We start from the raw sequence: 11,483 nt of genomic DNA, 5'->3' as shown, positions 1-11,483 counted from the left end.
GAATTCAGCACGGGTCGTACTTCGGTACGGTTGTACGGAAGACACTCGCGCGTTCAGCGTACGCGACCTCGGTCCGGCCGGGCAAACCGGCAGTGCCGCCACGCCGATAGGCTGACGGGCGTGTCGGAAGATCGCCATGCGCAAGCGAATGCACTGCTCGGGACGGCGGGCACGACCCGGACCAGGATCGGATCGGACGCCAGCCAGCTGGCCAGCCGACGCTGGTGGGATGCCGATGCCGCCCAATACCACGAGACCCACGCGGATTTCCTCGGCGTGGACTCGCCTGGAGGGGAGTTCGTCTGGTGCCCGGAAGGCCTGCACGAGGGCGACATGCGCCTGCTCGGCGATGTGGCGGGCAAGGTCATCCTCGAGATCGGATGCGGCTCCGCGCCGTGTTCGCGCTGGCTGGCCGGACAGGGCGCGGTGCCGATCGGGCTCGATCTGTCTCGAAGCATGCTGGAACGCGGGAAGGCTGCGATGGCGCGCGGCGGGCCGCGGGTACCGCTGGTGCAGGCGGGAGCCGAGGCCCTTCCGTTCGCCGACGCCTCCTTCGACCTGGCCTGCTCCGCGTTCGGCGCCATCCCGTTCGTCGCCGACTCGGCGCTGGTAATGCGGGAGGTGGCACGGGTGCTGCGGCCCGGCGGGCGCTGGGTGTTCTCCGTGAATCACCCGATGCGCTGGATCTTCCCAGACGATCCCGGCCCGGCGGGCTTGACGGCCAAGATCCCCTACTTCGACCGCACCCCTTATGTCGAGGTCGACGACGAGGGCGTGCCGACATATGTCGAGCACCACCGCACCATCGGCGATCGGGTCCGCGAGATCGTCGCGGCGGGTCTGCTACTGGAGGACATCGTCGAACCGGACTGGCCGGAATGGCTCGACCGCGAATGGGGGCAGTGGAGCCCCCTGCGCGGCGAGCTCTTCCCGGGCACCGCCATTTTCGTCACGGGTAAGCCGTGAGCGATGCGGGGTGGCGCGCCACCGGCTACCGCGTCCAACCGCCGACCTTGATGCGTGACGCCCGCATGGCGCGCGAACTGCGCCGCGGCGGTCACCTCACCCTGCGGCGGGCCGGATGTTGCGGTTGAAGCGGAACCGGTTGCGCGGGTCGTACTTCGCCTTGAGCGCGGCCAGGCGCGCGTAGCTGCCGGGCAGGTAGCCCGCGCGGGTCTGTGCCTCGTCGGCGTCGGCGCCCCCGCCGTAGAGGAAGTTGAGATTGTGGCCGAGGGTCCACGCAGCCAGCGCGGCGCGGACTCGCGCCTGCGCAGCAGTGCCTTCGGGCCCGGTGATGACCCGCACGATGTACGCGGCGTCGCGGTAGTCCACCGCGATTCCGGCACCACCGGGCCGGGCCAGCGCACCGCCGAGATGGCGAACATCGACCACAGCGTCGACGCCGGACTCCGGGCCCGCGGCGGTCAGCAGCGCGGCGGCCGCCTCTTCGGTGTACGCGCCGAGCAACGCGTTGGTGGCCGCGTAGGCATGCGGGTGGTCTGGGTCGCTGTGAATGGTGTGCGACTCGGTGTAGGGCATCGCGCGCAGATCGTCTTTCAGCCGCTCTCCGACTGCCCGCAACGGCGCGACCAGGCGCTCACCCTCCTCGGTCGTGCCGTTGAAGGCGATCCGGAACGACGCGACGTACCGGCCGCGCAGCGGCGCGGGAACCTGCGGGATGTCCGGAAAGGTGAGCATGGTGACCGCCGAGGTCATTTCCTCCGGCACGCTCGCGGTCCACTGCCGCCAGGCATCCAGTGCCCGCTCGACCAGCGGCGTGTCGAACACCAGCTGTCCGCCGTACACCGTTGCGAGAGCAACCAGTTCGACCTCGAGCGCGGTGACGACACCGAAGTTGCCTCCGGTGCCGAGCACGGCACCGAACAGCTCGTCACCGGGCCCCAGCCTGCGCATCCGGCCGTCGGCGGTAACCAGCTCGATCGCCCGCACCCGCTCGGCCGCGAAGCCGAATTGACGCGCCAGCAGCCCGACGCCGCCGCCGAGCAGATAGCCCACCACACCGACCGAGGGCGATGAACCGTTCAGTGGCGCCAACCCGTGTTCGGCCGCCGCCTCGACCAGCGCGCCCGCGCGCACTCCGGCGCCGATGTGCGCGATACGAGTCGTCGGGTCGACCCGGAGGCCGGTCATCCGACGCGTGCTGATCAGTACTCCCCCTTCGGTCGCGACCGACAGCCCGTGCCCGGTCGCCTGCACGGCGATCGGAAGGTCATGGCGTGCGGCGTATTCCACGGCGGCCCGGACGTCCTCGGCGTGCACAGCTCCGACGATCAGGGTGGGCCGGTGTGCATAGGCGGTCTGAAAACCGGCGATCTCTTCGGCGTAGCCGGGGTCGCCAGGTCGGAACACGGGACCGGTGAAGGTGTCGATGATCTGTGCGGCGTTGTTTCCCATGCCTCGACGATGCTCCGCCCCGAGCAAGAAGTACAACAGATAGTTCTTCTACATCCTATAATCACTGGTTATGGAAATGCGTCAGCTTCGCTATTTCGTGACGGTCGCGGAGGAGGCCAATTTCACCCGCGCCGCCGCCCGGCTGCATCTTGCCCAGCCAGGGCTGAGCGCGCAGATCCGCCAGCTCGAACGCGAACTCGGCCAGCCGCTGTTCGACCGCGGCGGTCGCACGGTGACGCTGACCGAAGTCGGCACCGCCGTCCTACCCCATGCGCGGGCGGCCCTGGACGCGACCGAGCGCATCACCCAGACCGTTGACGAATTCACCGGCCTACTGCGGGGACAGGTGCGGGTCGGCCTCATCTCGGGAGCGGCGACCGACGAATTCGATGTCGCCGCGGTGCTCGCCGATTTCCACGACGACCATCCCCAGGTCGGCATCACCCTCACCGAGGACACGTCCGAGCGGATGCTCGTCGCCCTCGCAAGAGGCGAACTGGATGTCGCGCTGATCGGATTGACCGGTGCGGAACTGGAACCCGGCATCGGCATCGACGTGGTGCTGGAGACACCGGTGGTCGCCGCGGTCGCGGCGACCGACACCGACTTCGACGCCCAGGTCCCGCTCACCGCGTTGCGCGATCGACCCCTGATCTGCCTGCCCGCGGGCACCGGAATTCACGGCGTCTTCTCTCGCGCTTGTGCCGCAGCGGGTTTCGAGCCGAGCATCGCGTATGAGGCTGCCGCGCCCCCGCTTTTGCTGCGCCTGGCCGCGCGCGGCCTCGGCGTCGCTGTGGTGCCCGAGCTCACCGCAGGTGAGGCGGCGGCCTTCGGAGTGCGGACGCTGCGCATCATCGAGCCCGAGCTGCGCGGGCGCCTCGCCCTTGCTTGGCGCACCGATCGCCCCGGCGGCCCCGCGGCCAAGGTACTGCTCGGTCAGCTCCGAATCGGCTTGCATGCCAAGGCATGACGCCAACACGGTCGGATGGCGGCCACCGGTACTCGGCCACCGCCATCCGACTACGTTCGTCCTGCGTCAGAGCAGTCGGGACAGGAACGCCTTGGTACGTTCGTGTCGCGGGGCGGCCAGCACTTCGCGGGGCGGTCCCGCCTCCACTACCACGCCGCCGTCCATGAACACCAGCTGGTCGGCAACCTCGCGGGCGAATCCCATCTCGTGGGTGACCACCACCATCGTCATGCCGGATCGGGCGAGTTCCCGCATCACGGTGAGCACCTCGCCGACCAGCTCCGGGTCCAGCGCGGAGGTCGGTTCGTCGAAAAGCATGAGCTTCGGGTCCATGGCCAGCGCACGGGCGATGGCCACACGTTGCTGCTGGCCACCGGACAGCTGCGCTGGGTAAGCCCCCGCTTTCTCCGCCAAGCCGACTCGGTCGAGCAGCTCCCGCGCCCTGGCCACCGCGTCCACCTTACGGATCTTCTTGACCTGGGTAGGCGCCTCGATCACGTTCTCCAGCGCCGTCCGGTGCGGAAAAAGATTGAAATGCTGGAATACCATGCCGATTTCGCGGCGCTGCTTGGCTGCGTCGCGTGGGTGTAGCTCGTAGAGCTTGCCGTTTTTCTCCCGGTAGCCGACAATCTCGCCGTCGACATACAACCGACCCGCGTTCACTTGCTCCAGATGGTTGACGCAGCGCAGGAAGGTGGACTTGCCGGACCCGGAGGGCCCGATGATACACAGCACTTCACCGCGGCCCACCTGGAGCGAGACGCCCTCGAGCACTTGTAGGGCACCGAAGTTCTTGCAGACCCGGTCCGCGACGATCATCGGAGGGGGCGTGGTCTTCCCGAGCTCGACGCTCATTTCGCCTTCACTCTCTGCTGGGCGTCGGCGAGCTCTTGTAGCTGCTTCGCGGTCAGCTGCCGCGAAACGCCGCGCGAGTAGTAGCGCTCCAAGTAGAACTGCCCGACCATCAGCAGGCTGGTGATCGCCAGATACCAGGTAGCGGTGACCAGCAGCAGCGGAATCGGCTGGAAGTTCACGCCGTAGATGTCGCGCGCCCGTCCGTAGAGATCTGTGGACAGGGGAATCGCGGTGACCAGCGAGGTGGTCTTCAGCATGCCGATCAGCTCGTTGCCGGTCGGGGGAATGATCACACGCATGGCCTGCGGTAGCACGGTCCTGCGCATGGTCTGGCCCCAGGACATGCCGAGCGCGATGGACGCCTCGCGCTGCCCTTCACCGACGGAATTTATTCCGGCACGGACGATTTCGGCCATGTAGGCAGCCTCGTTGAGGCCGAGGCCGATTACGGCGAAGGTGAACGCGGCCTGCAAGTTCTGCACGTCGAGTTGGAAGAACTGCGGCCCGAATGGAACACCTAGATCGATCTGGCGGTACAGCGAGGGAAATAGTCCCCAGAACACCAACTGGACGAACACCGGTGTGCCACGGAAGATCCAGAGATACGCCCACGCCGAAGCCCGCAAGACCGGGTTCGGCGAAAGGCGCATCACGGCGAGCACTGTGCCGAGCACGACCGCGATGGCCATCGCGAGCACGGTCAACTCCAGCGTGACGACGGCGCCCGCGGTGATCCTGCGGTCGAACAGGTACCGCGAGTAGGTATCCCAGCGATAGGCCGGGTTCGTCGCTGCGCCGTACACGAACAGTGCCGTCAAGGCCAGAATGACCGCCGCTGTTATCCAGCGACCGGGCCTGCGCAGCGGAACCGCTTTGATCGGCTCCGGCTGTCCCGTCGAGTCCGCCCCGTCGTATCCGGGTTCGCCAGGCGTCGGGCGCGTGTCGTTCGTCGCCATCAATCAGCTCACGGCGCCGTTGATGACGGACGTTGTGATCGCGCCTTCCTGAACACCCCAGTTCTTCGTGATCTCGAGATACTTGCCGTTGTCCATCAGGTGCTGGACCGCCTTCTGCAGCACTGCGGCCAGCGGCGCGCCCTTGGCGACTGCCCAACCGTAGGGTGCGGAATCGAACACGGGGCCCGCTTTCTCGATCTTGCCGTTGCTCTGCTTGATCGCGTATGCCGTCACCGGGGAGTCGGCCGACATCGCGTCGACCTGACCGAGCATCAGCGCGTTGGTCGCGCCGCTCTGCTCGTCGAACGGCTCGAGGTCGATGGCGGGCTTGCCCTCCGCGACGCACTTGGCGCTCTTGGCGGGCACCTCGTCGGTGTGCTCCACCGTGGTGGCCTGCACCGCGACCTTCTTACCGCAAGCGTTGTCCGGGTCGACCGGCTTGCCCTTCTGCTGGGCCCACTGGACACCCGCGTTGAAGTATGTGGTGAAGTCGACCTGCTGCTCGCGTTCCTTCGAGTCGGTGATCGACGACATGCCCACGTCGTAGGTACCAGCCTGGATCGCCGGGATGATCTTCTCGAACGCCGACTCGACGTACTCGGCCTTCACGCCGAGCACGGAGGCGACCGCATCCATCAGATCCACGTCGAACCCGACGATCCGGCCGCTGGCGTCCTTGTATTCGTTGGGCTGGTAGGGAATGTTCACGCCGACGACGAGTTTGCCCGACTGTTCGATCTTGTCAGGGAGCTGCGCCGCGATCTCGTCGACCTTGTCCACCTGGACCTTGGCCACCGTCGGTCCGGACTCTTCGGTGTTCGTCGTACAGCCCGTCAGCACCAGTGTGCCCGCGGCGAGCACACCCATCACCCGCAGGGCGCGCCTGCGAAGTACCGATCGATCAGACACAACAGCCCTCCACATTTCGGATATACGAAACCAGGGCGTCACCACCCGTTGGCAATCTAGGCGACCCAGGCACTTTTTGCTGGACAGTAACGGAAGAGAAACACGAAGTCGTGGCATCTCCCTGACGCCCGCGTGCCGGAACCGGCACGCGGACACGCCGGATGGGGCTACCTTCTGGAGACCATGGTGCAGTCGGTCGAACTACTCCTCGATGAGGCCGCCGACGCGGAGATCCGCCGTCAGTGGCGGTTGCTCGAGGAGGCGGGCGTGCCGAGCCAGGCCGCGAACACCGCCGCATCGAACCGCCCGCACATCACCGCCGCGGTGGCGAGGCAGATCTGGCCGCGCATCGAGCGGGCGCTGGATGCGCAGACCGTCCCGCAGATCCCGGTGCGCCTCGGCGGGCTACTGGTGTTCGGTGCGCGCCGCCCGATTCTGGTGCGGATGGTGGTGCCGTCCGAGCCGCTGCTCGCGCTACATCGGCGGATCTTCCACGCGATCTCGCCCTGCCCCGGCATTCCGGTCAACGTCCACCCGGACGCATGGACCCCGCACATCACGCTGGCCAGGCGGGTGCCCGCGCCCCAGCTCGGCGAGGCGATTCACGCCGTCGCACGCGATCGCGATTTTCCCGCGACCGTGCTGGGTATCCGTCGATGGGACGGCGAACAGCGGCGCGAGTGGCCGATCGGTCGTGGAAGATAACGACAGCAGCTCGCGTTACAGCTGGCACACCGAATACGAGAGGACGTCATGGCCACCCAGACCCTGACCCAGCAGAACTTCGATGAGATCGTCACCGGAAACGACGTGGTACTCGTCGATTTCTGGGCTGATTGGTGCGGCCCGTGCAAGAGCTTCGCACCGACTTTCGAGGCATCCGCCGACAAGCACCCCGATGTGGTGCACGGAAAGGTCGACACCGAATCCGAGCAGGGCCTCGCGGCGGCCGCCAACATCCGCTCCATCCCGACCATCATGGCCTTCCGGGAGGGCGTGCTGGTGTTCGCGCAGCCCGGCGCGCTGCCGCCTGCCGCGCTAGAGGACCTGGTCACTCAGGTGAAGGCGCTGGACATGGACGACGTACGCAAGCAACTCGCCGAGCAGCAGGCCGAAAAGTAGTCTCGCGGCGGCGCCGGAAAGCCTTGCGGCGCAACGGCGCCGAGTCGGGCTCGGGCGCGGACGCCGCAACGCGGCAGAGACCGTACCCGGGCCCGACCGATATCTCGACTCAACGGCGGCCGCTCGCAGGCCCCGCGGCCTACGTCAACTGAGCGCCGAGCAAGTTGACACCCGCGATCATGGCACGGACCGTCGATTCGGCGCCGTCGTCGGCGAGCGCCGCGCCCCAGCCGCGCCTGCCATCGCACTCGCACTGCACGAACGTGGCGGTGCCTTCGGCGGTGCGCCGCTGGTGAAACTGCAGAATCTCCACCTGGTAGCCCTCCTCATAGAGGGCCGAGGTCATTGCCGCGACCGGGCTGCCGGTGGCGACGACAGTTTTCAGATGGCCGGCGAACTCCAGCGTCGCGGTGAACTCGGCGGTGCGGCTACCCGCGGGGGACCAGTCGCCGAGCCGAATGGGACCGCTGTAGTCGCAGTATCGGCTGTGGAAGTCCGCCGAGGTCAGATCAGGGCTTTCGGCGCGAAGGCCCTTCGGTGCGGCGGTATGGAACGAGTCGGTATCCAGAGTCAGGATAGTCATTGAAAGTAGGTCTTCCCGAAGAATGTCGTGGTTCAGTTGACAGAGGGGACCAGCACTAACAAGTCGAACAGCCCGCAGCGAGGAGGCCGGCCGAATCAGACCCCGCTACGGCGGGCTACTACGAGGAGTCGCCGCTGCGCCACCATCGCCGTGAGCGGGTCCTGCCCGGCACGAGCCTCAGGTTCGGAGGCGGTAGCCTGCGTGACCATGAAGGGCCGGGTGAGCGGCGCCATCGAGTCAGCGCTGTCGCGGTCTGCGACATGGAGCGCTGCGCTACGGCGGGCGGCGGGATTCGGCACGCGCTTGAGAATAGGGACATCGCGCCGCGATAGCAACTACATTCTGCGCCCGGATTTGTCTACTGGCGAGTATCGTTCGCGCAGTTCAGGCGGCCGCAGGGCCGGTGAAGGTACCGTCGATGGACATGGGCCCCCTCGTCGGCATGACAATCCCCGGTCTGGCCATCCTGCTCATCGTGTTCGCCTTCGCGGAAGTCGCGTGGAACAAGCTCACAGGAAGCCGCATCCTGCCCTGGACCCGCAAGCGTGCGAGCCGCCCGGTGGCGGCCGCGGGATTCGAGGAGGTGTCGGCGGCGTTCCAGGGTTCCAAGCAGCACGAGTTCGAGCAGCGGATGACGACACTGATGCACAAGGAAGACAAGTCCGACGGCGCGCCGCCGCGCGACGAGGTGGATCTCACCTCCGGTTCGGCGCGCCTGGTCCGGCATCAAAGATGTGACGTGCCGCACGGCAGGTGATCGCGCACAGCCGGATGCGGGTCCTTGGTCGCACCGATCTCGACAAGGCAGACCGATCCGTTCGGATCCGGCCCGTCACGTCGTTCGCGGCGCTCAGTGCGCGGCGGCGTCCCAGCTGCGGCCGACGCCTACGGAGACCTCGAGCGGCACCGACAGGCTGATCGCCGACGACATCTGTTCGCGCGCCAGCGTCTCGAGCGTGTCCCGCTCCCCCTCGGCGACCTCGAACAGCAATTCGTCGTGGATCTGCAGCAACATCCTGGAGCGCAGCCCGGCGGCCTGGATCGCGTGGTGCACGTTGATCATCGCGACCTTGATGATGTCGGCCGCGGTGCCCTGGATCGGGGCGTTGAGCGCCATCCGCTCGGCCGACTCGCGGCGCTGCCGGTTGCCGGAGTCCAGGTCCGGCAGATAGCGGCGGCGCCCGAACAGCGTCTCGGTGTAGCCGACCTTGCGCGCCTGCTCGACCACCTCGTACAGGTAGTCACGGATCCGGCCGAAGCGGTCGAAGTAGACATCCATCTGTTCCTTCGCCTCGGTGGTGCTGATCTTCAGCTGCGCGGAGAGGCCATAGGAGCTCAGACCGTAGGCGAGGCCGTAGGACATCGCCTTGATCCGTCGACGCAGCTCCGGGCCGACCTCGGCGATCGGGATGTCGAACGCCTTGGACGCGACGAAGCTGTGCAGGTCCTCGCCGGAGTTGAACGCCTCGATCAGGCCCTCGTCACCGGAAAGGTGCGCCATGATGCGCATCTCGATCTGGCTGTAATCGGCGGTCATCAGCGACTGGTAGCCGGAGCCGACCACGAAGGTGTCGCGAATCTGCCTGCCGGTATCGGTGCGGATCGGGATGTTCTGCAGATTCGGCTCGGTCGAGGACAAACGACCGGTGGCGGCGATCGTCTGATTGAACGTGGTGTGGATGCGGCCGTCGTCGGCGACGCATTTGAGCAAGCCGTCGACGGTGACCTTCAACCGGGTGGCGTCGCGGTGCGCGAGCAGATGTTCCAGAAACGGGTGCTCGGTCTTCTCGAACAACGACTCCAGCGCGTCCGCGTCGGTCGTGTACCCGGTCTTGGTGCGCTTGGTCTTCGGCATGTCCAGCTCGTCGAACAGGACCACCTGCAGCTGCTTGGGCGAGCCGAGATTGATCTGCTTGCCGATCACCTCGTAGGCCGCGTCGGCCGCCTGGTTGACCCGGTCGGCGAACTGGCGCTGCAGCGTCTGGAGTTGCTCGGTGTCCACCGCGATGCCCGCGTCCTCCAGCGTGGACAGCACGCCGAGCAACGGCAGCTCCATCTCGGCGAGCAGCGGCGTGGATTCGATCTTGCGCAGCTCCTCGTCTAGCGCCTCGGCGAGATCGGCGACCGCGCGGGCACGCAGCATCTCCGCCCGCGCCAGCTCGGCGTCGACGGTGTCCTCGTCGTCGAGCAGCGACAGTTGCGGAGTATCGTCGGTTTCGGCGCGCAGCTCCCGATGCAGATAGCGCAGCGAAAGGTCGTCCAGATTGAAGGTGCGCTGGCCAGGGCGGACCAGGTAGGCGGCCAGCGCCGTGTCGCTGGTCAGGCCGCCGAGGGTCCAGCCGCGCCCGCGCAGGGCGTGCATGGCTGCCTTGGCCTCGTGCAGCGCCTTGGGCACGGCCGGATCTGCCAGCCAGGCGCCCAGCGCGGCCTCGTCCTCCGGGGTGAGCACGGTGACGTCGATATAGCCGCTTTCACCGTCGCCCGCCGCGATCGCGATCGCACGCGCGTCGCCATGTCCGGGTGTGCCCGCGCCGACAATCGAGACACCATGGCGCACAGCGGGTTTCGCGTGTTCGGCCAGCCAGGCGGCGACCGCGCCGATCTCCAGCGCGCCGCCGCTGATCTCGAAACCCACCTCGGCCTCGGGCGCCGGCGGGGCCAGCGTCTCGAACAGCCGGTCGCGCAGCACGCGGAATTCGAGGTCGTCGAACAGCTGATGGATTTTGCCACGGTCCCAGGGCGCCTGCGCCAGCTGGTCGGGCGTGTAGGGCAGCGGCATGTCACGAATCAACTCGGTGAGCTGCCGGTTGAGCACCACGCTGCTCAGGTTGGCGCGCAGTGCGTCGCCGACCTTGCCCTTCACCTCGTCGACCTTGTCGACCAGCGCGTTCAGATCGCCGTACTCGCGGATCCACTTGGCGGCGGTCTTCTCCCCCACGCCGGGGATGCCGGGCAGATTGTCGCTCGGGTCGCCGCGCAGCGCCGCGTAGTCCGGGTACTGGTTCGGGGTGAGGCCGTATTTGGCCATCACCTCCTCGGGGGTGAAGCGGGTGAGGTCGGAGACTCCCTTGCGCGGGTACAGCACGGTGACGTTGTCCTCGACCAGCTGGATCGAGTCCCGGTCACCGGTGACGATGAGCACCCGGAAGCCCTCGGCCACCGCACGGGTCGTGAGCGTGGCGATGATGTCGTCCGCCTCGAAGCCGTCGATCGCCAGCACCGGGATGCCCAACGCGCCGAGCACGTCCTTGGTCAGTTCGACCTGCCCCCGGAACTCGTCCGGCGTGGCGCTGCGGTTGGCCTTGTACTCCGGGTATGCCTCGGCGCGGAAGGTCTGGCGCGACACGTCGAACGCCGCGGCGACGTGCGTCGGCTTCTCGTCGCGCAGCAGATTGATCAGCATCGCGGTGAAGCCGTACACCGCGTTGGTGGTCTGCCCGGTGACCGTCTTGAAGTTCTCCGCCGGTAGCGCGAAAAACGCGCGGTAGGCGATCGAATGCCCATCCAGCAACAGCAACGTCGGCCGGTCACCCGACGCGGGATCACTGGAGCCGGAGGCGGGGGCGGGACGCGGAGCGGTCGTGGGTGAACTCACGCCCCAGAGTCTAAGGACCGCCACCGACACGGTGATACGGCGACACCCGCCGGCCACACGCCGCTGCGGGGCAGGATC

At 67.3% G+C, this 11,483-nt stretch carries 12 protein-coding genes; 5 read left to right on the top strand and 7 right to left on the bottom strand.

The window, feature by feature from the left end; translation table 11 throughout:
* Nucleotides 1–120: 120 nt before the first annotated feature.
* Nucleotides 121–966, top strand: coding sequence for a class I SAM-dependent methyltransferase (locus tag AB0H00_RS21385; protein WP_357268623.1), 846 nt, complete (start codon nucleotides 121–123; stop codon nucleotides 964–966).
* Nucleotides 967–1,062: 96 nt separating this feature from the next.
* Here AB0H00_RS21385 and AB0H00_RS21380 read toward each other — a convergent pair whose 3' ends face one another.
* Nucleotides 1,063–2,415 carry an FAD-binding oxidoreductase gene (locus AB0H00_RS21380; RefSeq protein ID WP_357268621.1) on the bottom strand — a complete coding sequence of 451 codons (1,353 nt, stop codon included), beginning with the start codon at nucleotides 2,413–2,415 and terminating at the stop codon, nucleotides 1,063–1,065.
* A gap of 70 nt (nucleotides 2,416–2,485) precedes the next feature.
* Here AB0H00_RS21380 and AB0H00_RS21375 point away from each other — a divergent pair, with 70 nt between their 5' ends.
* Nucleotides 2,486–3,385, top strand: a complete 900-nt coding sequence (locus AB0H00_RS21375) for a LysR family transcriptional regulator (protein ID WP_357268619.1) — start codon at nucleotides 2,486–2,488, stop codon at nucleotides 3,383–3,385.
* Nucleotides 3,386–3,451: 66 nt separating this feature from the next.
* Here AB0H00_RS21375 and AB0H00_RS21370 read toward each other — a convergent pair whose 3' ends face one another.
* Genes AB0H00_RS21370 through AB0H00_RS21360 form a run of 3 tightly spaced genes read right to left on the bottom strand, consistent with a single transcriptional unit; the run spans nucleotide 3,452 to nucleotide 6,063 of the window.
* Nucleotides 3,452–4,204 carry an amino acid ABC transporter ATP-binding protein gene (locus AB0H00_RS21370; RefSeq protein ID WP_357268792.1) on the bottom strand — a complete coding sequence of 251 codons (753 nt, stop codon included), beginning with the start codon at nucleotides 4,202–4,204 and terminating at the stop codon, nucleotides 3,452–3,454.
* A 32-nt stretch (nucleotides 4,205–4,236) separates the two neighbouring features.
* On the bottom strand, nucleotides 4,237–5,196 hold the full coding sequence (locus tag AB0H00_RS21365; protein ID WP_357268617.1) for an amino acid ABC transporter permease: 960 nt from the start codon (nucleotides 5,194–5,196) through the stop codon (nucleotides 4,237–4,239).
* A 3-nt stretch (nucleotides 5,197–5,199) separates the two neighbouring features.
* Nucleotides 5,200–6,063: an ABC transporter substrate-binding protein gene (locus AB0H00_RS21360; RefSeq protein ID WP_357268789.1), complete on the bottom strand. Its 864-nt coding sequence runs from the start codon at nucleotides 6,061–6,063 to the stop codon at nucleotides 5,200–5,202.
* A gap of 174 nt (nucleotides 6,064–6,237) precedes the next feature.
* Between AB0H00_RS21360 and AB0H00_RS21355 the strand changes: the two genes are divergently transcribed.
* On the top strand, nucleotides 6,238–6,810 hold the full coding sequence (locus AB0H00_RS21355) for a 2'-5' RNA ligase family protein (protein ID WP_357268615.1): 573 nt from the start codon (nucleotides 6,238–6,240) through the stop codon (nucleotides 6,808–6,810).
* A gap of 48 nt (nucleotides 6,811–6,858) precedes the next feature.
* A complete protein-coding gene (gene trxA, locus AB0H00_RS21350; protein WP_357268613.1) occupies nucleotides 6,859–7,227 on the top strand; it encodes a thioredoxin in 369 nt (122 codons plus the stop codon).
* Between the two features lie 139 nt (nucleotides 7,228–7,366).
* Here the strand turns inward: trxA and AB0H00_RS21345 are convergent, their stop codons facing one another.
* Together AB0H00_RS21345 and AB0H00_RS21340 are read right to left on the bottom strand one after the other, a co-directional pair.
* Nucleotides 7,367–7,810: an alpha-isopropylmalate synthase regulatory domain-containing protein gene (locus AB0H00_RS21345; RefSeq protein WP_357268611.1), complete on the bottom strand. Its 444-nt coding sequence runs from the start codon at nucleotides 7,808–7,810 to the stop codon at nucleotides 7,367–7,369.
* Between the two features lie 95 nt (nucleotides 7,811–7,905).
* A complete protein-coding gene (locus tag AB0H00_RS21340; RefSeq protein ID WP_357268609.1) occupies nucleotides 7,906–8,109 on the bottom strand; it encodes a hypothetical protein in 204 nt (67 codons plus the stop codon).
* 119 nt (nucleotides 8,110–8,228) lie between these two features.
* Here AB0H00_RS21340 and AB0H00_RS21335 point away from each other — a divergent pair, with 119 nt between their 5' ends.
* Nucleotides 8,229–8,567: a DUF6191 domain-containing protein gene (locus AB0H00_RS21335; RefSeq protein ID WP_357268607.1), complete on the top strand. Its 339-nt coding sequence runs from the start codon at nucleotides 8,229–8,231 to the stop codon at nucleotides 8,565–8,567.
* Nucleotides 8,568–8,660: 93 nt separating this feature from the next.
* On the opposite strand, the gene polA is transcribed toward AB0H00_RS21335, so the two are convergent.
* Nucleotides 8,661–11,405 (bottom strand): DNA polymerase I, encoded by a 2,745-nt coding sequence (gene polA / locus AB0H00_RS21330; RefSeq protein WP_357268786.1) that lies wholly within the window; start codon nucleotides 11,403–11,405, stop codon nucleotides 8,661–8,663.
* Nucleotides 11,406–11,483 lie beyond the last annotated feature (78 nt).

The sequence above is a fragment of the Nocardia sp. NPDC023852 genome (assembly GCF_040639505.1).
Taxonomy (GTDB): domain Bacteria; phylum Actinomycetota; class Actinomycetes; order Mycobacteriales; family Mycobacteriaceae; genus Nocardia.
This window is presented reverse-complemented; position numbering and strand designations above follow the sequence as displayed.